The 22,485-nt window shown below is 47.9% G+C and carries 19 protein-coding genes; 14 read left to right on the top strand and 5 right to left on the bottom strand.

The annotated features are described in order from the left end of the window. Positions 1-85: 85 nt before the first annotated feature. The 10 genes from DWZ44_RS02225 to DWZ44_RS02270 all read left to right on the top strand — a co-directional run bounded on the left by DWZ44_RS02225 (position 86) and on the right by DWZ44_RS02270 (position 10,897). Positions 86-517, top strand: coding sequence for a hypothetical protein (locus tag DWZ44_RS02225; protein WP_022462226.1), 432 nt, complete (start codon positions 86-88; stop codon positions 515-517). Beyond that, on the top strand, positions 514-1,710 hold the full coding sequence (locus DWZ44_RS02230; protein WP_117804126.1) for a hypothetical protein: 1,197 nt from the start codon (positions 514-516) through the stop codon (positions 1,708-1,710). The genes DWZ44_RS02225 and DWZ44_RS02230 overlap by 4 nt, the downstream gene beginning before the upstream one ends. A gap of 56 nt (positions 1,711-1,766) precedes the next feature. Further along, positions 1,767-2,654 carry a diadenylate cyclase CdaA gene (gene cdaA, locus DWZ44_RS02235; protein ID WP_330410111.1) on the top strand — a complete coding sequence of 296 codons (888 nt, stop codon included), beginning with the start codon at positions 1,767-1,769 and terminating at the stop codon, positions 2,652-2,654. Next, a complete protein-coding gene (locus tag DWZ44_RS02240) occupies positions 2,651-3,967 on the top strand; it encodes a CdaR family protein (protein WP_158554979.1) in 1,317 nt (438 codons plus the stop codon). Before cdaA ends, DWZ44_RS02240 begins: the two co-directional genes overlap by 4 nt. A gap of 11 nt (positions 3,968-3,978) precedes the next feature. Next, positions 3,979-4,251, top strand: a complete 273-nt coding sequence (locus DWZ44_RS02245) for an HPr family phosphocarrier protein (protein ID WP_022462230.1) — start codon at positions 3,979-3,981, stop codon at positions 4,249-4,251. 12 nt (positions 4,252-4,263) lie between these two features. After that, positions 4,264-5,364 (top strand): UDP-galactopyranose mutase, encoded by a 1,101-nt coding sequence (gene glf / locus DWZ44_RS02250; RefSeq protein WP_117804127.1) that lies wholly within the window; start codon positions 4,264-4,266, stop codon positions 5,362-5,364. Positions 5,365-5,491: 127 nt separating this feature from the next. Next, on the top strand, positions 5,492-6,592 hold the full coding sequence (locus DWZ44_RS02255; RefSeq protein ID WP_158565815.1) for an LCP family protein: 1,101 nt from the start codon (positions 5,492-5,494) through the stop codon (positions 6,590-6,592). Positions 6,593-6,779: 187 nt separating this feature from the next. Next, positions 6,780-9,395 (top strand): L,D-transpeptidase family protein, encoded by a 2,616-nt coding sequence (locus DWZ44_RS02260; RefSeq protein ID WP_117761058.1) that lies wholly within the window; start codon positions 6,780-6,782, stop codon positions 9,393-9,395. Between the two features lie 111 nt (positions 9,396-9,506). After that, positions 9,507-10,388 carry an ATP-dependent sacrificial sulfur transferase LarE gene (larE, locus tag DWZ44_RS02265; protein WP_330410110.1) on the top strand — a complete coding sequence of 294 codons (882 nt, stop codon included), beginning with the start codon at positions 9,507-9,509 and terminating at the stop codon, positions 10,386-10,388. Next, a complete protein-coding gene (locus DWZ44_RS02270) occupies positions 10,385-10,897 on the top strand; it encodes a dihydrofolate reductase (RefSeq protein ID WP_055218639.1) in 513 nt (170 codons plus the stop codon). Before larE ends, DWZ44_RS02270 begins: the two co-directional genes overlap by 4 nt. A gap of 80 nt (positions 10,898-10,977) precedes the next feature. Here DWZ44_RS02270 and DWZ44_RS02275 read toward each other — a convergent pair whose 3' ends face one another. Beyond that, on the bottom strand, positions 10,978-12,126 hold the full coding sequence (locus DWZ44_RS02275; protein WP_117509496.1) for a toxic anion resistance protein: 1,149 nt from the start codon (positions 12,124-12,126) through the stop codon (positions 10,978-10,980). Positions 12,127-12,199: 73 nt separating this feature from the next. Next, positions 12,200-13,552, bottom strand: a complete 1,353-nt coding sequence (locus DWZ44_RS02280; RefSeq protein WP_117804128.1) for a 5-bromo-4-chloroindolyl phosphate hydrolysis family protein — start codon at positions 13,550-13,552, stop codon at positions 12,200-12,202. A 246-nt stretch (positions 13,553-13,798) separates the two neighbouring features. Here DWZ44_RS02280 and DWZ44_RS02285 point away from each other — a divergent pair, with 246 nt between their 5' ends. From DWZ44_RS02285 to DWZ44_RS02295, 3 genes are read left to right on the top strand one after another with little or no spacing between them, the layout of a single operon-like run. Continuing rightward, positions 13,799-14,917, top strand: a complete 1,119-nt coding sequence (locus tag DWZ44_RS02285) for a DUF362 domain-containing protein (RefSeq protein ID WP_117804129.1) — start codon at positions 13,799-13,801, stop codon at positions 14,915-14,917. An 18-nt stretch (positions 14,918-14,935) separates the two neighbouring features. Further along, a complete protein-coding gene (locus tag DWZ44_RS02290) occupies positions 14,936-15,928 on the top strand; it encodes an alpha/beta hydrolase (protein WP_117761068.1) in 993 nt (330 codons plus the stop codon). A 13-nt stretch (positions 15,929-15,941) separates the two neighbouring features. Further along, positions 15,942-17,750 (top strand): DUF6320 domain-containing protein, encoded by a 1,809-nt coding sequence (locus tag DWZ44_RS02295; RefSeq protein ID WP_117804130.1) that lies wholly within the window; start codon positions 15,942-15,944, stop codon positions 17,748-17,750. A 119-nt stretch (positions 17,751-17,869) separates the two neighbouring features. Here DWZ44_RS02295 and DWZ44_RS02300 read toward each other — a convergent pair whose 3' ends face one another. Then, positions 17,870-18,301 carry a MerR family transcriptional regulator gene (locus tag DWZ44_RS02300; protein WP_055227315.1) on the bottom strand — a complete coding sequence of 144 codons (432 nt, stop codon included), beginning with the start codon at positions 18,299-18,301 and terminating at the stop codon, positions 17,870-17,872. 244 nt (positions 18,302-18,545) lie between these two features. Between DWZ44_RS02300 and DWZ44_RS02305 the strand changes: the two genes are divergently transcribed. Beyond that, positions 18,546-19,514 (top strand): AraC family transcriptional regulator, encoded by a 969-nt coding sequence (locus DWZ44_RS02305; RefSeq protein ID WP_117804131.1) that lies wholly within the window; start codon positions 18,546-18,548, stop codon positions 19,512-19,514. Between the two features lie 79 nt (positions 19,515-19,593). Here DWZ44_RS02305 and DWZ44_RS02310 read toward each other — a convergent pair whose 3' ends face one another. After that, positions 19,594-20,847 (bottom strand): HlyC/CorC family transporter, encoded by a 1,254-nt coding sequence (locus DWZ44_RS02310; protein WP_117509487.1) that lies wholly within the window; start codon positions 20,845-20,847, stop codon positions 19,594-19,596. A gap of 238 nt (positions 20,848-21,085) precedes the next feature. Next, entirely contained in the window at positions 21,086-22,480 is a 1,395-nt protein-coding gene (uxaC, locus tag DWZ44_RS02315) for a glucuronate isomerase (protein ID WP_117804132.1), read from the bottom strand. Positions 22,481-22,485: the final 5 nt, after the last annotated feature.

The following is a 22,485-nucleotide window of genomic DNA, read 5'->3' on the forward strand; positions in this document are numbered from 1 at the left end:
TGAATATTTTGAGAATAGCTTTCCAATATCGGAAACATATGGTAAAATAAACATAATTTAGAACGGGAAGAGGAGACCAAGAGGCATGTTGGACGAAAAAAGGATTCGTCAGATGACAAAACTGGCTTTTTTCGAAAAAAAAGAAGAAAAAAATGCCTTACGAATCGGCCGCTATTTTCGGAGTGATTACATCGGAAAAGAGCTTCTGAAAAATTTTTTTCTGGCTTCCATCGGATACATTCTGGTACTTGCGGTTGCAGTCTTATATCATATTGAATGGTTGGTGGACGAGATAGACACAATCGACCTGCAGTTTGCAGCAGGGTGTCTGATCGCGTCCTATCTGTGTTTTCTGGCAGTCTATTCCATTGCCGTGTATGTGATCAGCACGATCCGTTACCAGGGAGCACAGAAAAAGCTGAAATGGTATGGAAAAGAGCTGGATGACCTGCAGAACATGTATGAGGAACAGGAAAAAAGCGGGAAGAAATCCGGGCGCAGGAGGAAGGAAACATGACAGTATTGATTGAACTGAAAGAAAAATTAAAAGAGTTTTACGGCTCCTGCAGCGGAATCGTACTTCCGATTGTGAAATTTCTGCTCGCTCTTGCTGTATTTCGTGGTATTAATTCCAATCTCGGCTATCTGAAGATGCTGGACAGCATGTATGTGGTATTGATTCTGTCACTGATCTGCGCTATCTTGCCATTGAATGGAATGGTTTTCCTTGCAATGCTGGTGATCATCGGCCACTGCTTTGCACTTCACATGGTAATCGCGGGTCTTGCGGCGCTGGTTCTGCTGGTGCTCTGGTTTCTATATCTTCGCTTTGTGCCGAAGGATGCGCCGGCACTCCTTTTGACACCGCTCGCATTCTGGCTTCACGTGCCATCTGCCGTTCCGGTTGCCTATGGTCTTGCCGGCACGCCGCTCTCTGCATTTTCAGCAGCCTGCGGTGTCGTTGTCTACTATATGTGCGACATGATTCACGGAAAAATGGAGCCGCTGCTTCATGCGGCGGAAGCACCGGAGATCACGGCAGTCGTACAGGAATTTTTCAACGGCCTCTTCCGCAATGAGGAAATGCTGCTGGTTCTGATCGCCTGCGCACTGACCGTACTTCTTGTCAATGCAATCCGCCACAGCAGTGCGGACTATGCATGGGAGATTTCCATTGTGGCAGGTTCGGTTGCCTATGCGGTTATTATGATTGCCGGAAGCCTGGCACTGGATGTACAGATTGCACTCCCGATGGTTCTGATCGGGGCGGCGGCCGGCTGTCTGGTTGGATTTGTTCTGGAGTTTTTCCTGTTCGGTGCAGACTACACCCGGACAGAATACCTGGAATATGATGACGACGATTATTATTACTACGTAAAAGCCGTTCCAAAATTCAATGTGACAAAGGCACAGCGCCGTGTGACTTATATTCGGAATGAAAAGAAAAAAGAACCGGATCTGACAGACGAGGAACTCGATGCTCTGGCAAATCTTGGACATACAGAAGAATCCGGGAACAGCAGGGATCTTGATGAGATCGAGGAAAAAAAAGAAATAGAAGAAATAAACGAAACAGAAGAAATAAACGAAACAGAAGAAATAAACGAAACAGAAGAAATTCAGGAAGAAGAAATTCCGCCGCTGGACGAGGGCGATTATCAGGATGTGGATTATAAGAGCATGCTGGAGGACACCTTAAAGGATCTTTAAAAGAATTTTGAAAATCAGAAGAAAACCGGCCGGGGGAAAAGAAAGGAAGTGACAGTGTGCGTGGCGTGTGGAACTGGATTGTCACAAGAACGGCAGACTACGGGCTGCCAAAACAAATTGAACTGATTGATATTGTGCAGATTCTGCTCATTGCATTTTTCGTCTATCACCTGATCCGCTGGCTGCAGAATACAAAGGCCTATACGCTGATGAAAGGTATTTTTCTGATTGGTGTCTTTGTCATCATTGCAAACGTGCTGAAAATGCAGACGATTCTGTGGCTGTTCGGAAACATCGGCGGGGCGGCGATCACAGCGGTTGTAATTATCTTTCAGCCGGAGCTTCGAAGAGTGGTCGAGCAGATTGGAGAAAAGAATCCGCTGTCTGCCATTTCTTTTGCGAGCGGCCAGGAGGAAAATGAACGGTTCAGTGACAAAACCATCAATGAACTGGTAAGGGCCAGTTTTGAAATGGGAGAAGTAAAGACCGGAGCGCTGATCGTCATCGAAAAGACCATCACCCTGGAGGAATATGAAAAGACCGGAATCCCGATTGACGGCGTTCTGACCAGCCAGCTGCTGATCAATATTTTCGAACACAATACGCCGCTGCACGACGGAGCCGTGATTGTACGGAACAACCGTGTCACGGCAGCAACATGTTACCTGCCGCTGTCCGACAACATGGATCTGAACAAGAATCTTGGAACACGCCACCGTGCAGGTGTCGGCATCAGTGAGGTGACGGATTCCTTTACGATTATTGTCTCCGAGGAAACCGGAAATGTGTCGTATGCTTCCGGCGGAGAACTCCACACGGCAGTAACACCGAGCGACCTTCGGGAGCAGCTTCACAAAATCCAGAAGCTCGCGAAAAAACCGGAAGAGAAGAAAGGATGGCATATCCGCGGAATGCGTCAGAAAGTGGAGGGAGAGAAGAAATGAAAAAGAAAATTCTGAAAAAGCTTCTGAACAATCTCCCTTTGAAAATTCTTTCTATCCTGATTGCCATTGTAATCTGGTACGTTGTGGTCAGTGTGAATGACCCGATTGTGAAAGAGCGCTTTGATGTCCCCGTGCAGGTGACCAATGAAGCCTACATCGCAGCCGGAAAGAAAACATACCAGATTGCGGAGGAATACCAGACGGTCACGGTTACTGTCACGGACAACAACTCGGTTGTCAGCCGGCTGAAGGCATCGGATATCACCGTCACGGCCGATCTGACCCAGATTGTGACGATGGATACAAACCCGGTTTATGTGCCGATCAAGGCAGCGTGCTCCATGGTAAAACAGGAAAAACTGAGCACAGTGACAGCAACGATCCCTGTGGAAATCGAGGATGTGGACAGCGAAAAATTCCCGATCACAATTGACGCAGGAAATACGAAACCGGCAAAAGATTACGAAGTGGGAACGATGACTTCCGATCCGGAGAGCATCACCATTTCCGGCCCGACGTCCCTGATCAATAAGATCAGCAGTGTGGTGGCAAAAGTAGATGTAACCAATATGCGGAATTCCGGAACCGTCACGGCGGATCTGATGATTATTGATAAAAACCAGGATGAGATGCCGGAATCCCAGATGGAATTTTTGAATTTCGACAGCGGCTCCCCGCAGGTGGATGTGGATATTGAACTGTGGCGCCGTGTATCCGGTATTAAGCTGAGTGCACTGTACAGCGGAACTCCGGCAGACGGCTATCAGATTAAAAATATCTATACCACACCGGAGGAAATCACCGTTGCCGGATCCGAGGAGGCACTTGCAAAGCTGGCGGATGAAGGCAATACGATTGAAATTCCGGAAGACTATACCTCCGTTGCAGGACAGCGCTCCGATGTGGAGACGACGGTTGACTTAAGCGATGTTCTCGCCGATGTGACAGATCTGAAAGTATCTTCCAGTTCGTCTGCATCCGTTACCGTTCACGTAACGGTTATGCCGAATGAGAGCAGGGAATTTGAACTTGATGTCGATCAGATCGAGACGGGCAATCTTCAGTCCACTTATACCGTTCTGTATGATCAGACACAGCTTGCAATCCGCATTAAAGCATCGGACAAAAATCTGGCCAAATTAGATACTTCCCAGATCAACGCATCCATAGATCTGAATGGAATGGGTGTCGGGGATTACGAGGTACCGGTAAAAATCACACTGCCGGATGGCTATGAGCTCGTAGACAGTGTCAAGACAACGATTCATATCAAAGAAAAAGCAGTAGCAAATAAAACGACAGGAACAAATTAGGAGGGAAACCAATGGTAAGCGGAAAAGTGACCGTGAAAAATCCAACCGGCCTTCATCTTCGCCCGGCCGGAACCCTGTGCAAACAGGCAATGCAGTTTAAATCATCTATTACATTCCACTACGGAGATGGAAATACAGCAAATGCAAAGAGCGTCTTAAGCGTCCTTGGCGCATGCGTCAAATGCGGAGACGAAATTGAGCTGTTCTGCGAGGGAGAGGACGAGGAGGAAGCTCTGCAGTTCCTTGTCAATTCCATCCGGACGGGACTTGGGGAAGAACTGTAAGGAGAAAGAACAATGAAGAAATATGATTATGTTCTGGTTGGCGCCGGTCTGTATTCCGGAGTGATTGCTTATCTTGCCGGTCAGGCAGGGAAAAGCTGTCTTGTACTGGAACGAAGAGATCATACAGGCGGAAATATTTACTGTGAAGAAATCGAGGGAATTCATGTACACAAGTATGGAGCGCATATTTTCCATACTTCGAATAAAGAGGTGTGGCAGTTTGTCAATTCGCTGGCAGAATTCAACCGTTATACAAACTCGCCGATTGCCAACTACAAAGGCGAAATTTATAATATGCCGTTCAATATGAATACCTTCAGTAAAATGTGGGGAATCCGCACACCGGAAGAGGCGAAAACAATCATCGAAGAGCAGAGAAAAGCTGTTCCGGGAGAGCCGAAAAATCTGGAAGAGCAGGCGATCAAACTGGTTGGAAAAGATATTTATGAAAAGCTGGTCAAGGGTTATACAGAAAAGCAGTGGGGAAGAGACTGCAGTGAGCTGCCGAGCTTTATCATCAAACGGCTTCCGGTGCGCTTTACGTATGACAACAACTATTTCAATGACCTTTATCAGGGAATTCCGATTGGCGGCTATAACGTTCTGACAGAGCGGCTTTTTGAAAAAGCGGATGTACAGACAGGTGTTGATTTTCTGGAAGATAAAGGAAAGTACCTGGCGATGGGTGAGAAGGTGATTTACACCGGAGCGATTGATGCGTTTTACGATTATGCACTTGGCAAGCTGGAATACCGTACGGTGCGCTTTGAAACAGAAGTGCTGGATACCGACAATTATCAGGGCGTGGCTGTAGTAAACTACACCGATCGGGAGACACCGTATACGCGTGTGATCGAACATAAGCATTTCGAATTCGGAACCCAGAAAAAGACCGTCATTTCCAGAGAGTATTCCACCGACTGGAAAGAGGGGATGGAGCCGTACTACCCGGTGAATGATGCCAGAAACCAGGAACTTTATCAGAAATATGCCGCACTTGCGGAAAAAGAAGAGAAAGTTATCTTTGGCGGAAGACTTGGAGAATACAAGTATTACGATATGGATAAAGTCATTGAGGCTGCACTGAACCAGTGGGAGAAAATGCAGCGGTAGGAAAAGAACTGCAAACGGAAATCAATCAAAACGGACTGCACACTTGACAGCAGTCCGTTTTTTGACTATATTATAAACGATATCCGGCTGGAAAATACCGGAAAATAAGAAAATGAAAGAGGTCGTTATGAGAAAAGAATATGATGACGAGGATGAAATCCCGGAAAGACGCCATTCCTCAGGAAAGAAAAAGAAGAAATTCGGCTGGGTTAATGTGCTCACCATCCTTCTCGTAGTTGTACTGGTTGTGCTCGTCGGTGTCTATGCTGTAATCAATCACTATTACAGCAAGAGTAACTACGTAAGCGATGATAAAATCACGATCAATAAATCCACAGAGGTTGAGACAGAAAGTACCGGGTTGACTGATGAGGAGACGGATGCCCTGCAGTCTGAGATTTTAAATGAGACACAGGACATTGAACTTCCAAACAACAATAACGTGTACAACATTCTGCTGATCGGTGTTGACCGTCGTGACAAAACGTGGTATGGAAACTCCGATTCCATGATTCTGATGTCCATCAATAAAGATACAAAACAGATCCACATGACATCCTTTATGCGTGACCTGTATGCAAATATCCCGGATGTCGGTGTGAAAAAACTGAATGCAGCCTGCGCATATGGCGGCGGTCCGCTGGTTGTACGAACCATCGAGGACAACTACAAACTGCCGATTGACAATTATGCAAGTGTTGACTTCGATTCCATGATTGACATTATCGATGCCATCGGCGGAATCGAGCTTTCGCCGAGCGATGATGAAATCCGTGTAGCGAACCAATATGTTGATGAAATGTGCAGACTCCGTAATGTGGATGCTTCCGCCCATCAGTATACAGCAGGCGGAGAGCAGCATGTGGATGGCTATCAGGCAGTTGCATATGCAAGAATCCGTTACGTTGGAAATTCTGATTATCAGAGAACGGAGCGTCAGCGAGAGGTTTTAAGCAAGATGATGCAGAAAATGAAATCGTCAAGCGTAACAGAACTGAGTGCACTGGCGGATACCATTCTTCCAAGTGTTACCCATAACATTGATCAGTCTACATTGATGACATTGATCGGAGAGCTGCCGACAATTCTGTCCTACGAGATTGTACAGAGCCGTGTACCGTACGACGACTTGTACTCCAGCAAGGGTGAGATGCTTGTTCCGGACTTCGCAGCAACCATCTCGAGACTTCAGACAGAGATCTATGGATCTACCACGGTAAACGAATAAAAGAACAGTAAAAAGCCTTCTGTTTCCGGTCAGAAAACCGGGGTCAGGAGGTTTTTTCTGCCCGAAAAACAGGAAAAAACCATAAGAAATTTGTAAGGTATTTTACCGGCGGATAACTTGAAATAGATGGAAAAATGTAGTAAGCTATAAATTGTATAAGAGTAAAAAAATGGGAGGATGAATAAGAATGAAAAGAAAGTTTCTGGCCGCAGCCGTACTTGGCGTCATGGTAAGTGTTACACCAGCCGGTGCATATGCAGCTTCTACAGAAACCAGTCCATTACCGGTAAATTCGGAAAGTGATACTGTAGCTCAGGCCGAAGACGAAGAAACGACTCCGACTCCGGCACCAACTGAGACCCCAGAGGTTACACCGAGTGAGACTCCGGCTCCAACCGAGGCGCCGACCGCAACACCAACCGTAACACCAACTGAGACCCCTTCCGAGACACCGACGCCGAGCGCAACTCCGGCTCCGGAAGTAAGTAATCTGAAGGAAGGCTGGAACAGCGTTGAAAAAGATGGAAAGAAACAGTTTCAGTACGGAGTTCTGGATGAGAATAATAAGGTGGTAGCTGCTACCGGACCAATAGAAATCGACGGCGTCGATTATGCGTTTGACGAAAATGGCTATATGCTGACCGGTGAAGTAGAGCTGACGGATGAAGATGGAAAAACCGGAATCTACTACTTTGAGACAGAAGGGGAAGATCCTGCAAAAGATGAACTTGGTTCGAGACAGCAGGGTATTTGTGAAGGAAAAGTATTTGCACCGGAACTGAAAAAAAATGAACTTGTTACCATCAAATTTGAGGATGGCAGTGTGGATGATTACTATGCCGATGAAGAAGGCTATGCAGTCTGGAGCACAACTCAGAAAGTAGGAGATGTAACATATCTGTTTGGCAATGATGGAACCCGCGTAAAAGAGGCAGGTTTCCAGACTGTTGTTGATGAAAACAATGTAACGCATACCTATTATCTGAATGCAGAAGACAGCACTGTATCTCTTGGAAATCACAATGCGTATCAGCAGGGAGATCGTACGGTAAGCTGGTTGACGGTTGGCTCTAACTGGTACTTAGTGGATGCGGAAACAGGGGAACTTCTTTCAGGATGGCAAAAGGTAGATACAGCAATCTACTATATGAAACCAGCTTCCTTTGATGCAAACGGAAATTTGAAAGATGGAAGTTTCGAGATGGAAACCGGTAATCAGAAAAATAAATCCGGCTGGGCACAGATTGATGGAAAATGGTACAGCTTCTGCAGCTGGGGCGGCGTACGGACAGGCTGGTTCAATTACGATGGAAATAAATATTATCTCCATGAAGACGGTCATATGGAAGACAACGCGCTGAATGTGAACGGAACCATGTATCTCTTCAAGAGCTGGGGCGGCATGTGTGTCAACGATGTTGGAAGCTATAATGGAAATTATTATTACGTTGGTGCTGACGGAGCCGTTTCGACGACAACAGGATGGAAAAAAATTAAAACCAGCACGCAGACAATCTGGTACTGGGCAACTGCAGACGGCGGAAAACTGCTGACGAATTCCTGGCTGGATTACAATGGAAACAGCTATTATCTGAAAGCCGATGGAAAAATGGCTTTTAATGAGTGGCTGGATAACACCTATTACTTCCGCAGCTGGGGTGCGGCCTACAAAAACGCATGGGCAAAAGTCAACAATGTATGGTATTATTTTGACGGAAATGGAAAGAAATATACCAGCGGCTGGCTGACCTACAAAGGAAATAAGTATTATCTGAAATCCGATGGAACCATGCTTGCCAATGAATGGCTCGATGGAAAATACTACTTCAAGAGCTGGGGTGGTATGTATAAAAACGAATGGGGCAAGTCCGGCGATACCTGGTACTGGTTTAATGCAGATGGAACCAAACGGACGCAAAAAGGCTGGTTCCTCTATGATAAAAATTATTATTATCTGGATAAAGATGGAAAAATGCTGACCGGCTGGGTTTACCATGACGGTAACTATTATTACATGAAGAGCTGGGGCGGCATGGCACATGACGAGTGGATTCTTCATGATAAGAACTGGTACTACTTCAAGAGCTGGGGCGGCATGTACCATGATCAGTGGCTGACACTGAACGGTTCTCAGTATTATTTCCGCAGCTGGGGCGGAAGATATCAGAACTGCACCGCTACGATCAATGGAAAACAGTACAAATTCGATGCTTCCGGACGCAGAATCACGGAAGGATGGGAGTACATCGGAAAATACCGCCGTTACCGCAAAGCAGACGGTTCTTTGATGGAGGATGTGACAAGCATCTTCAATCCGTCATCCAAATACATCACAGTAGACAGAACCCGCGGACGTGTCACCATTTACGGCTATAACAGTGCAACCGGTTCTTACGATACCCCGATCAAATCAATGATCTGCTCCGTAGGAAATCCAATCAGTTACACTGCAGCAGGAACATATAAAATCGGCTGGCAGTTGAAAAAGAAGCAAATGAGAGGTGAAGATTATGTGTGCTGGGCACCATATGTATCACAGATTTATGACGCTGTTTACTTCCATGGCGTAGCAAGCAGCACACCGGATCTGAATATGATCTCTGCCGTAGACTTCAATTCCCTGGGATCACCGATGTCACATGGTTGTGTCAGACTGACTGCAATCGATGCAAAATGGATTTATGATAACGTCAGCAGCGGAACAACGGTCCGCATTGGCGACAATCTGGATTATCCGCTGACAAACCCGACCCGTTATACCTGGACAGGCGGTGCTTTCGGAAGCGATCCGACATATCGATAAAAAATAGAACAGGAATACCTGTATGAGAAAATCCATCGGGGCAGCAGTGCCGCCGATGGATTTTCTGATAAGAAGACATCGGCCATTTTACAGGAAAGGAAGACAGATACGATGGAATTACAGGAAAAGAAAAAGAACCGGACAGAACAGAAAACAGATATGCAGAATAAGGAAAAGGCATTGCTTACCCAACTTGACGAGATTGCAAAACAGGATCTCTGTCTGGCATTCTCCGGCGGTGTGGACAGCAGTCTGCTGCTGAAGCTTGTCATGGATGCATCTGCAAAATATGGAACAAAGGTTTATGCAGTAACCTTTCAGACACGGCTGCATCCGCCCTGCGACCTGGAGACAGCGACAAGAGTAGCAAAGGAGGTTGGCGCTGTTCATGAGGTCCTTTTTGTTGATGAGCTGGAGCAGGAGGCAATCCGTTACAATCCGGAAAACCGCTGCTATCTCTGTAAGCACTATCTATTTGGGAAACTTCTGGAATTTGCCCGCGATCACGGTGTCACCCAGGTACTCGACGGAACAAATGAGGATGACCTTCATGTCTACCGGCCGGGGCGAAAAGCGCTGAGAGAATATGGTGTCATCAGCCCGCTTGCAGCGTGTCATGTGACAAAAACAGAGGTAAAAGCACTTGCTGCAAAGTACGGCGTTTCCGTAGCACACCGTCCATCCACTCCATGTATGGCGACACGCCTTCCCTACGGGGCAGAAATTAACTATGACGTTCTGGATCGGATTGCGGACGGCGAAGCATGGCTTCATACGCTGTTCGGTGCGGAAGAGAATCTCCGTCTGCGTGTACATGGCGATGTGGTGCGTCTTGAAATCTCACCGGAGCGTATGGGGGAAGTGCTTGAGAAGAGAGAAGAAATGATTGCATATCTGAAAAAGCTCGGCTTTTCTTACCTGACGATGGATCTGGAAGGGTTCCGTTCCGGCAGTATGGATGAGAAAATAACACAGAAAGAGGAAACAAAATGAAAGCAATTTTAAGTGCGGACCGCAAATGGGGTCTGGGATATCAGGGACGGCTGCTGGTAAGTATTCCGTCTGATCTGCGATTCTTCCGTGAAACTACGATGGGACACGTTGTCGTGATGGGAAGAAAGACACTTGCTACACTACCGGCAGGGCAGCCCTTAAAAGGCAGAACGAATATTATTTTAAGCCGTGATCCGGAATGGACTGTCCGCGGCGCAACCGTTGTCCACAGTATCAAAGAGCTGATGGAAGTATTAAAGCCGTATGAGGACGACGATATTTATGTTGCGGGCGGCGGAGAAATTTACCGTCAGCTTCTCCCATACTGTGATACGGCATACGTCACACGAATTGACATGACGTATCAGGCGGATACCTTCTTTGAGGATCTTGACGAATCACCGGATTGGGAGATGGTAGAAGAGGGCGATGAGCAGACCTGCTTTGATATTGAATTTTATTTCACGGAATACCGAAGAAAGAATGAAAAGGCAGAACGCCCGAGATAAGGGTAAGACAGGACGTAAAAAACGGAGAAACCACAGAAAAAGCGGTTTCTCCGTTTTTTTCATATAGGATACAAAAAGTATCAGTGCTGTCCGCCTGCAGAAAGCTCCAGCATTTTTTTCTTAATATCATTTTCGAGCTGTACCAGCTCAACTTCAGCGGCGGCACGTTTCTGGCGGCCGTCCTCCTGAATCTTCATCACTTCATCGAGGGTAGAGATCAGGCTCTGGTTCGTCTGTTTTAAGGTTTCCATATCGACGATACCGCGCTCAGATTCTTTTGCAGTCTCGATCGTTGCCATCTTCAGATTCTCCGCATTCTTTTTCAGAAGCTCATTTGTCATATCCGAAACCTGGCGCTGTGCTTTGGCAGCCTCAGTCGAGTGATGAACGCCGAGTGCAATGATCATCTGGTTTTTCCAGAGCGGAATGGTGTTGACGAGTGTGGATTGGATCTTTTCGGCCATTACAGAATCGCTGTTCTGAAGCATGCGGATCTGCGGCGCTGTCTGGATCGAAACCATACGGGTCAGTTCCAGATCATACAGTTTCTTCTCAAATCGGTTGCAGAGATCTTCGAGATCCTTGGCAGCCTGTGCATCTTCGGCCTTTCCGGTCATCTGCGCTTTATTCTGCAGATCACGGAGTTCTGTGGAACGTACCAGCTCCAGCTTTTTCTTTCCAGCGAGAATGTACATGGTCAGCTCTTTAAAATAATTCAGGTTCTGTGCATACATCTGATCCAGAATGGCAATGTCTTTCAGAAGCTGCCGCTGGTGGCCGTCGAGCACGTCACAGATTTTATTGACATTCACCTCTGCCTTGTCATACTTCGCTTTCATTGCATTGATTTTGTTCGTGCTTTTCTTAAAGAAAGAGAATGGTCCCTTTTCTTCTTCAGCGTCAAACGTTTTCAGCTCTGTCACAACAGAGGTGAGCAGATCGCCGATTTCCCCGAGATCTTTGCTTCTGACGTTCTCCAGCGTTTTCTCGGAAAAGTCTGCCATTTTCTTCTGTGCACCGGCACCGTACTGCAGAATGCCGTTTGTATTGGCAAGATCAATCTGGGAAACAAAGGCATCCACCATGGCTTTCTGTTCGTCGGACAGAACAGAATCATCCATGACCTCTTTCTTTTCTTCCGGCTGCTGTACCGGAAGTTCCGGTTCCGGCTCCGGAGTGCCGAAACTTAAGCTTGGAATTTCAGTGGTGTCCTTTACAAAATCATTCATGTTTTCTATTCTCCTTTTCTTCGGTACGGAAACGTAACCGGTGATTTGATTTCAATTGTATAGCTTTGAATAGTTACATGTGAAGCGGCTCAATATCCTGCTTTGACGGACCTGCCTGATTTGTCAGTCCCTCCTGCGCCAGCATCGTCTGCAGAACAGAGATATCAGAAGAAATATCCCATGCCGTTGTCTGGAACAGATCGTCAAGCAGCTTTTCGAATGCGGCATTGATGGTATCCAGTGTGTCCTCGATTTCCTTCTTGGTTCGGAGGATATTGTCGCTTTGAATTGGTTCGTTCTCAAAGGAACGGTAAGCGTCGAGCAGCTTCCAGGTTGTCGGCATATAGTAATCCATAAATTTCCGCAGGGCGGCGGCTTCTTTTGGGCGCTTTTTTGCCTCCTCGAGAATCCGGGTAACAACCGTTTCTAGACGGCTCAGCTTGGCTGTGATGACTTCACCCGGCAGATCCAGGTTGCACTGATGGATCTTCTGAATATAAGATTCACATTCTTCCAGCATCTGCTGGTATTCCGGCGTTACACCGGAGGCCTCCAGCTGTTCACGTGCTTTCTGCTCAGCAATCTGCTGTTCCCTCTGGCTGGCGAGCATTGCGCGGTACTGGTCGTAGCAGTCATTTGTCACCATCAGACAGGTACCATTCTCGTCGAGGTGGCCCTGGCGCAGCATGGATTTATCAATCATGGTCGTAATATCGGTCAGAAGCTCACCTTTCTCACAGTGCATACTGTCGCAGAGTTCTTTCGTGGAAATATATTCCTTTGTGCCGATCAGCGTACAGATCTGGCGGAAATGGCGGACCAGACGCCGGTTTTTACTTCCCTTTTTCAGAAGAATGCCGCCGCCGATGGTAAATGCGGCAAAAATAAGAGAAGGAATCAGCGCGCTGTTGTCTGGACCTGCAAATAAGGAATACAGACTAAGCGTTGTGCAGCAGCCGAACAGTCCGGTGACACCCCAGCCGGCAGCCGTCTGAAATCCGCCGACAAGTGCAAGATCGGTGGATGGCATAAAGCGCTCGCGCAGTACACGACGTTCCTGTATGCGGCTGTTCCATTCCGTATTCTGCGGGGTCTGCCAGGTATGGGAAGGTTTGGGAACCGGGTTCGCGCTCTTACCCGGCATCGTGCCTCCCGGCCCGTAGGAATAGTGATGCGGTCCGGTCTGCTGCGCTGTATTATTATGGGAAGAATGCTGGCTGCTGTAGGAAGTATCTGCGGAATAGCCGCGGGACGGCTCCTGTGTGCCATTTGCACGGAATGGTCCCTTCCGGTTTGGGTAGACAAACTGGTTGATGGTGTCTGAAATCTTCTGGTTTAATTCCTGAAAATCCTGAGAATTTACAGCGTTATCCACAAGCTTTCCAATACTGTCGCCGACATCCTTTAAATCATCTTCAAAACTCATGACAGTTCCTTTCTGATGAGGTACTTTTTCTGTGTACCGTTTTCCATTTATTATACAATGCGATTGGAAATCTTACAAGCATACAGTGCTTAATTTTCTATGAAGCTGGAGCTGACGGGAATGGTTACAGTTCACAGGAAATGATTTTGTTTTTGGATGAGTTGAAAGAAAGCAGTAACTATTATATACTAAAGAATATCGAATGTCAGAAAAAATCAAATCAGAATAAAGGGGCCGCAATACTAAATGAATAAAAACGAAATTATCCAGATACAGGGAATGGAATATAAAGAAATGACAAAACAGCTTTTGAACAAATGTGCCTTAGCTACGCTCATTCCTTCGAAGGTCAGTCTCATCGGTATTAAGCCAAATCTGGTAGCACCTGTCCCGGCGGAGTTTGGAGGGACGACACATCCGGAGGTGGTTGCGGGGATCATCGAATATCTTCAGGAAAATGGATTTACTAACCTTCAAATCATGGAAGGTTCCTGGGTCGGGGATAAGACAGAGGAATCGTTTGAGGTCTGTGGATACCGTATGCTTTCGGAACAGTACAGCGTTCCGCTTATCGATGCGCAGAAGGAAAAAAGCATGCCGGTGCAGTGTGGTGATATGGAACTTCAGATTTGCGAATGTGCGAAAAAGGTGGATTTTATGATCAATGTCCCGGTCATGAAAGGCCATTGCCAGACTAAAATTACCTGCGCACTGAAAAACATGAAAGGTCTCTTGCCGAATAAAGAAAAACGTCATTTTCATGCCATGGGACTTCATCGGCCAATTGCGCATCTGGGGCTTGGGATTCATCAGGATTTTATTTTGGTGGATAATATCTGCGGAGACCTTGACTTTGAGGATGGCGGTAATCCGTTTATTATGAATCGCCTTTTCGCTGGGTTAGATCCGGTGTTGATCGATGCATATGTCTGCGAGGAACTGCATTATAAGCCAGAAGATGTCCCGTATGTCAAAATGGCAGAAGAGTTGGGCGTGGGCAGCGCTGATCTCACACGGCTTTCAATCCGCCAAATTGGCGAAATTGGTGAAAAAAGAGTGATTCCGGAAAAACGGAAGATCGTGGAACTGCAGGATGCCGTAGAGGAAGTTGAGTCCTGCAGTGCCTGCTACGGCTATCTGATCCCGGCGCTCGACCGGCTGAAGGAGGAAGGACTGCTGCAGGAACTCCACGAAAAAATCTGCATCGGGCAGGGATACCGGGGAAAGAGCGGGGCGCTTGGTGTGGGAAGTTGTACTTCAGGGTTTAAATACAATCTGAAAGGCTGCCCACCGACCGATGAGCAGATGTATGAATTTTTGAAGCAGTACATTGCAACTAGACGAAAAACAGAAGCAGAAAAATAGCAACAGAGGAGAGAGCGAATGAAAAAAGCAGTCAAAGCCATTTTAAATGTATTGTCCTACGGCGGAATTGAAGTAGAATCCGCCCGTCGGCTTGCCGATATCAAGAAGCTGGATCCGATCCGTATTTTTCTGCGAAAATTGGATATGGAAATATATAATGGGGACTACAAGGTTCCGATTCGGCTGTTCTTCCCGGATGAAAAAATGGAGGAGCATGGTGCAAAAGAAGCGATTCTGTTCTTCCATGGCGGCGGCTGGACAACCGAGAGTGTGGAGACATACGACCGTGTCTGCGCGCGCATGGCGCAGTCGACGGGGCAGATTGTTGTATCGGTAGAATACCGTCTTGCACCGGAGCATCGTTTCCCGACAGGCTTAGAAGACTGCTACGCCGCCGCCCAGGCAATGCTGCGCGGGGAGATTCTGCCGGAGGTAACGCCGGAAAATGTCACGATCATGGGCGACAGCGCAGGAGGAAATCTTGCGGCTGCGGTCTGCCTGATGGCGAGGGACAAAAAAGAACTGCTGCCGGGGAAACAGATTTTGATTTATCCGGCGGTGAATTCCTGTTACACAGAGAAATCACCGTACAAATCCGTGAAAACCAATGGAACCGGATACCTTCTGACCAGTGTCAAAATGGAAGATTATGTAATTCTGTATCAGCGGACCGAAGAAGACCGCAAAAATCCGTACTTTGCACCGGTACTGGCAGAAAATCTGCAGGGACTGCCGGACACGCTGGTACTGACGGCGCAGTACGATCCGCTGCGTGATGAGGGCGAGGATTATGCGAAAAAGCTGAAAAGGGCTGGCAATCTGGTTGAACATCATCGGATCAAGGGCGCATTGCACGGCTATTTTGCGCTTGGCATTGAACACCTATATGTGCAGGAAAGTTTTCAGTATATGAATGCATTTTTAAGGAAAGAAAAACAGCAGAAAAATGCAGACGAAGAACTGGAAAACATAGCAGCAGTGAAGAAACAATTGACACACGGGAAGGCGTAAGGAGGCATAGAAAATGAAGAAAGAACATTCTTCGCGCTGGAGAAAGCTGGACAACGCGGCACAGGCATTTCCGGCGGCCACCGGAAAAAAGGATACGAGAGTCTTCCGGTTTTACTGCCAGCTGAAAGAGGACATCCAGGCGGATCTGCTGCAGAAAGCGCTGGAGCAGACAATGGAGCATTACCCGGTGTTTTCCATGGTACTGCGGAAAGGTCTTTTCTGGTTTTATCTGGAGCAGCGCGATCTGCCAGCAAAAGTAGAAGAGGAAAAGCGTCCGCCGTGCAGTGAGATTTACGTACCCGACCACAAAACGCTTCTTTTCCAGGTTTCTTACTATAAAACCCGAATCAATTTCGAAGTATTCCATGCCCTGACAGACGGCACCGGTGCGATGCTGTTTCTGAAAGAACTGGTGAGCAATTATCTGATCCTGTGTCATCCCGAGGAAATCTTTTCAAAGGTCAGCGAAGACATGCTGACAGAGACAGATTTCGAGGAGGACAGCTTTTCACAGTATTACACCGGAAAGAAAAATGAAAAAGAAAAAAGCCGCCCGGCATACCAGATCAAAGGCGAGTATCTGGAGCAGGAGGAGATGGAAATTACTGAGATTCTGCTTTCCGCGGAAGCAGTTCATAAGTGCGCAAAAGCACATGGCGTGTCGGTGACGGCGTACCTTGCGGCGGCGCTGGTATATGCGGTATATGAAGAAATCCCGAAAAGCAGGCTGAAAAAGCCGGTTTCTCTGATGGTTCCAGCCAATCTCCGCAACTTTTTCCCATCTGCATCGATGACGAATTTCTGGAGTTGGATCGAGATTGCCTGTGATCTTGGGACGGAGGCATCGTTTGAGGATGCCCTGCAGATCACGGGAGCCGCGATGCAGAAAGAGGCGCTGAAGCAGGAGATTTCCACACGTATGAACGATCTGGTGCGGATTGAGCGGAATCCGGTGCTGCGCGCCGTGCCGCTGGAAATCAAAAATCTGGCGCTGATGGCGGGCACGACGCTCGGCGGACGAAGCATTACGACCGTCTATTCCAATATCGGCCGGATTCAGATGCCGCCGGAGTATGAAACATATATTGAGCGGTTCGGATTTTTCACCAGCACCGACAAAGTACAGATGTGTTCCTGTTCCTACGGTGACAGCATGGTGCTTGGAATCACATCTAAAATCGCTGATTCCAATATTGAACGGAACCTGATGCATCTGCTGCAGAAAGAGGGCATCGCCTGTGAACAGGAGGAAAATGATTTTCCGGGACAGAAAGAACAGCCGCACGGGACGGCCAAACTGGGATTGAAAATTTTTTCTTTCACCTGCATCGCGGCTGTCGTACTCTGCTGGATGATGAATTTCCTTGCAACGCCGCAGATGTGGTGGGCAGGTTATGCGACAGCGGGTGTGTTCTGCGCCTGGCTTCTGATCCGGGTGGGATATCAGAAACGGAAAAATCCACTCAAAAACAGTATGTGGCAATTGATCTTTATTATGATCGGTGCGATTCTGTGGGATTATGCGACGGGCTGGATCGGCTGGTCTGTCGATTTCGCAATTCCGCTCGCCGTTCTTCTGAATGGCGCGACGATGCAGATTCTGGCAAGAGCGTACAAAATGGAGGTCAGTGAATATCTTTTTTATCTGATGCAGTCCGGAGCAGCAGGAATCGTTCCGGCGATTTTGTGGCTGACGGGAACTGTCCGCATTACCTGGCCGTCCGTGATCTGCGTGGGCCTTAGTGTGCTGTATCTGATCGGGCTGTTTTTTTTCCGCGGAAAAGATTTTATGCGGGAAATGCAGAAAAAATTCCGGGTATGAAGGGAAAAGGTGATAGAAAAAATAAGAAGAGCAGGTAAGAAAAGTGGATGTTGGTCCCTTTTCTTACCTGCTCTTTTGAAACTTGTGTGTGTCTGCGGCGGAAAAGCCTGGAGAGATATCTACTGCGCCTTCTCCTCACAGCCGCAGGAATCCCACGACGGCATTTCATCCCCATTTTTAATCGCATCGCGAACCGCGCTGTAATACCGCACTTTCTGCTGAATATGCTCGAGATCAGATTCCATGCGCTCGATTTTCTCGCGTGTATTCTGCTCATGTTCCTTGAGAATGGCAACCATCTGGTCAATATTTCCCGGGATATCGTTCTCAAGCCGGAAAAACTCCTGAATCCCCGCAATCGGAAGCCCGGTGCGTTTGAAGCAGAGAATTGCGGTCATGCAGTCAATGTGCTGCTGGGTGTAAATTCGTTTCTTACTTTCGGTATGAATGACATCCGTCAAAAGTCCGATCTCCTCATAATAACGAAGCGTAGAGGCCGGAAGTCCAAAACGCTCGGACATTTCACGAATGGTGTAGGTCTGCTGTTCCATGGAAAAACCTCCTTGAACGATAGAGTTTGAATAGTAGAATAACTTCTTAAAGTATACTTTAAGAAAGTGAAATTGTAAAGAGAGAATCTTCGTTACGTTTCACTTGGCAGTGCAGCACTTGCTGTTTTGATGCGTAGGAAAGGAATATTTATCAGAAAGTGAGAAGAAAAAGTACATTGCTTATTTGCACTGGAATGGAATATAATAGAAAGCAGAAAAAACGTGAAAAATGTGAGGAATAATCGTGAAACAGGAAATTATAGCAGACCTGTCCCGGATTACGGAGGAGGAACAGGCGATTCTGGACGGCAAGACGGAAGTGGAAAAGGAGCGGTATTCGAGCGGGCAGAAGTTTGTGATGGATGCGGGAAAGCTGCTGGAGAGGGGAAAATTGATTGATATTCGGCCGCACACGCGGTTTGTTCGTTTTCCGGCGCACAGCCACAATTATGTCGAGATGATCTACATGTGCCAGGGAAGCACCGTGCACACCATCAACGGGGACCGGATCGAGCTGAAAACGGGTGAGCTGCTGATTCTGAATCAGAATGCAGTGCAGGAAATTGAACCGGCAGGGCGTGACGATATCGCGGTCAACTTTCTGATTCTGCCGGAGTTTTTTGACCAGACGCTGCGAATGATCGGGGCAGAGGAGAATCAGTTAAAGGATTTTATCGTCGGCTGTCTGAAAAGCGGGGAGGTACCGCTCTGTTATCTGCATTACAGAATCGCGGATGTCCTTCCGGTGCAGAATCTGATCGAAAATCTCGTCTGGACGCTCTTACATCACCAGAGCAATAAGCGGAGCATCAATCAGATTACGATGGGCCTTTTATTCCTGCAGCTCATGAACTACACCGAACGCGTGCAGGTGGGAGAGCAGTATTTTGAACAGGAGATGCTGCTCGGCGTATACCGCTATATCGAGGAACATTACCGGGAGGGCAGTCTTTCGGAACTGGCGGAAGAACTGCACTACGATTTTTACACCTTAAGCCGCATGATTCGCCGCCTGACCGGGAAAAACTACACTGAACTTGTCCAGAACAAACGCATCACCCAGGCCGCGTATCTGCTGGAAACGACAGGACTTTCCGTGGCAGACATCGGCGAGCGGGTCGGGTACGAGAACATGAGTTATTTTCATCGGATTTTTAAAGAGCGCTATGGAATATCGCCGAAGAAGTACCGGGTGGAGAAGAAAATACAATAGGACAAGAAAAACGGATCGAGAATCTGAACTTAAAACCAGATTTTCGATCCGTTTTTTGCGTGTAAATCGTATCAATTACTTACTGTTCATTTTCATCCTTCGGCAGCCGCACGATCCGTACCTTGTCGACTCTCCGGTCTGCCATTTTCAGTACAGTTACGTCGAGGCCATCCGAGACGAAATGATCGCCTTCCTTTGGCACGCGCTCGAGGATCCCCATGATCCATCCGCTGACCGTAAAGACGTCAAATTCTTTGTCAATATCGAGCTCTTCATACACCTTGTCGATGCTTGCCGTTCCGGTCACGAGGTATTCGTTTTCGGAAACTTTCTGGATTTCCTGTACAACCGCATCATGCTCATCCCAGATTTCGCCGACGAGCTCTTCGAGGATATCTTCCATGGTGATGATACCGTCGGTGCCGCCGAATTCATCAATGATAATGGCAATATGCGATTTCTTCGCCTGCATTTTTTTCAGCAGCGGGCCGACCTTCGTATTCTCGGTTACAAAGAGCGCCGGGCGGATGATGCTGCTTAGCGGTTTGTTGGTGTGGTAAATGTGGTTGTGGAAATCCTTCTGATACACAATTCCCACAATGTGGTCGATATCATCATCATACACCGGCAGCCGGGAAAATCCGGTGTCGGAGAAAGTCTTAGCGATCTCGGATTTCGTCGCATCGAGCGGAATGCCGATGACGTTGACACGCGGAGTAAAGATCTCTGCGGCCTCCATCTCCATGAAGCCGATTGCATTCTGAATCAGATCGCCTTCCTGGTCGTCGATGTCGCCCTCCTGGGTCGCCTCCTCGACGATGGTCATCAGTTCCTCATCGGTGATGCCGTGGTTTTCCGAGGATTTGAAGATGCGGGAGAGCAGCTTCTTCCACTGGGAAAAGAAAAACGTCACCGGGGTCAGCACGATCATCAGAATGTGGAGAAACGGTGCGGAAAATTTGGCGATCGTCTCCGGAGATTCTTTTGCAATGCTTTTCGGGGAAACTTCGCCGAAGATCAGAACCACGATAGTGGTTACGATCGTGGAAACCGTCGCACCGGAGTCGCCGCCGAGAAGCTTGATAAAAAGCACCGTGGCAAGGGAGCTGAGTCCGATGTTGACGATGTTGTTGCCGACGAGAATCGTGGAGAGCAGCTTGTCAAAGTTCTCCAGCAACTTTAACACCAGTTCCGCCCGCTTGTCGCCTTTTTCTGCCATATTTTTCATGCGGATGCGGTTCAGCGAGGTGAAGGAAGTCTCCGTCGCCGAAAAGTAGGCTGAGAGCATGACGCAGATAAGAATGATGATGAGTGACACAATGTCGCTGTTCATTTGTTTTTCCTTTCTTAGGAAACCGGGACACGATGCAAAAAATGTACAAAAAGACATAACCTATCTTGAATCTGGCGGAATCAAAGATAGATTATGTCTCCGTTTATCAAATGATGAAAATAAAGCATCGTCGAGGCATACTGCCTGAGTCGTCCATGTTTCTGTAATCCTTTCGTTGATCAGTAATCCCTTTTATTGTACGGTATGTGGGAATAATTGTCAATAAGGCATGCGAAAATCACAGGAAATACGAAACCGCATTGTTGTAGCTGATATTTTCCACCATCTCTTTCAGAAACTCCAGGTTCGCCGGGTACTCCCCGTTTTCCACCCAGTTTCCGATTTGATTGCAGAGAATCCGGCGGAAATATTCGTGGCGCGGGAAGGAGAGGAAGCTGCGGGAGTCGGTCAGCATGCCGATGAAGGTAGAGAGCATGCCGATGCTGGAAAGCGTCGCAAGCTGGGATTCCATGCCGTATTTGTGATCGTTGAACCACCATGCGGTACCGAACTGCACTTTCGAGCGGATGCCAGGCGCAGCAAAGTTTCCAGCCATGCTTGCAAGCATCGGGTTGTCGCCCGGGTTCAGAGAGTAGAGCACAGTTTTCGGCAGTGCGTCGTCCTCGTCCATATCGTTTAAGAAAGCGCCGAGCATCGGGGCAAAGGCGAAATCGTTCATGCTGTCAAAGCCGGTATCGGCACCGAGCGCACGGAACATCCGCTTCGAGTTGTTACGGAGTGCTTTAATATGAAGCTGCATGGCGATATTGTGCTTATGATACAGCCGTCCGAGGTTCGTCAGAAGGAAGCCCTTGTACATGCCGAGCTCTTTTTCGGTGAGAACACCGCCGTTCATGCGCTTCTCAAATACATCATTCGCCTCAGCAGCCGTGCATGGCACATAGAAGCAGCCCTCAAGGCTGTGGTCGCTGACAACGCAGCCGGCGGAGAGGAAGAAGTCGAGGCGGCAGGAGAGGGCATGCACCATATCCTCCGCGGATGCAATCGTCCTGCCGGCGGCAGCGGCAAGCTTTTCCACATATTCCGGGAAATCCGGCTTCTCGAGGTGAACGGCGCGGTCCGGGCGGAAGGACGGCAGAACGCGGCAGGCAAAGTCTTCCTTCTGTAATGCCAGATGGCAGTGCAGATCATCTGCAGGATCGTCGGTGGTGCACAGATGCGACACATGCTGGTTCAGAATCAGATTGCGCACGGTAAACTCCTTCGTCTGCAGTTTTGCATTCGCCTCATCCCAGATCTCCTTCGCTGTTGCGCGGGAGAGCGGTGTCGTGATGCCGAAGTACCGCTGCAGCTCCAGATGTGTCCAGTGGTATAAAGGATTGCCGATCGCGTTCTCAATCGTCTCGGCAAACGCCAGATATTTGTCGTAATCATCGGCGTTTCCGGTGATCAGATCCTCCGAAAAGCCCATCGCACGCATGGCACGCCATTTATAATGATCCCCGCCGAGCCAGACGCGTGTCAGATTCTCCATCTGGCGGTCTTCGAGAATCTCCTGCGGATTCAGATGGTTGTGATAGTCAAAAATGGGCATTTTTTCAGCCGCCTCGTGGTACAGCGTTTTCGCCGTATCGGTCTGCAGCAGAAAGTCAGCGTCCATAAAAGGTTTCATATGGA

Origin of the sequence: Blautia sp. AF32-4BH (assembly GCF_003460565.1) — a bacterium.
In the GTDB taxonomy this organism is placed as follows: Bacteria; Bacillota; Clostridia; order Lachnospirales; family Lachnospiraceae; genus Fusicatenibacter; species Fusicatenibacter saccharivorans.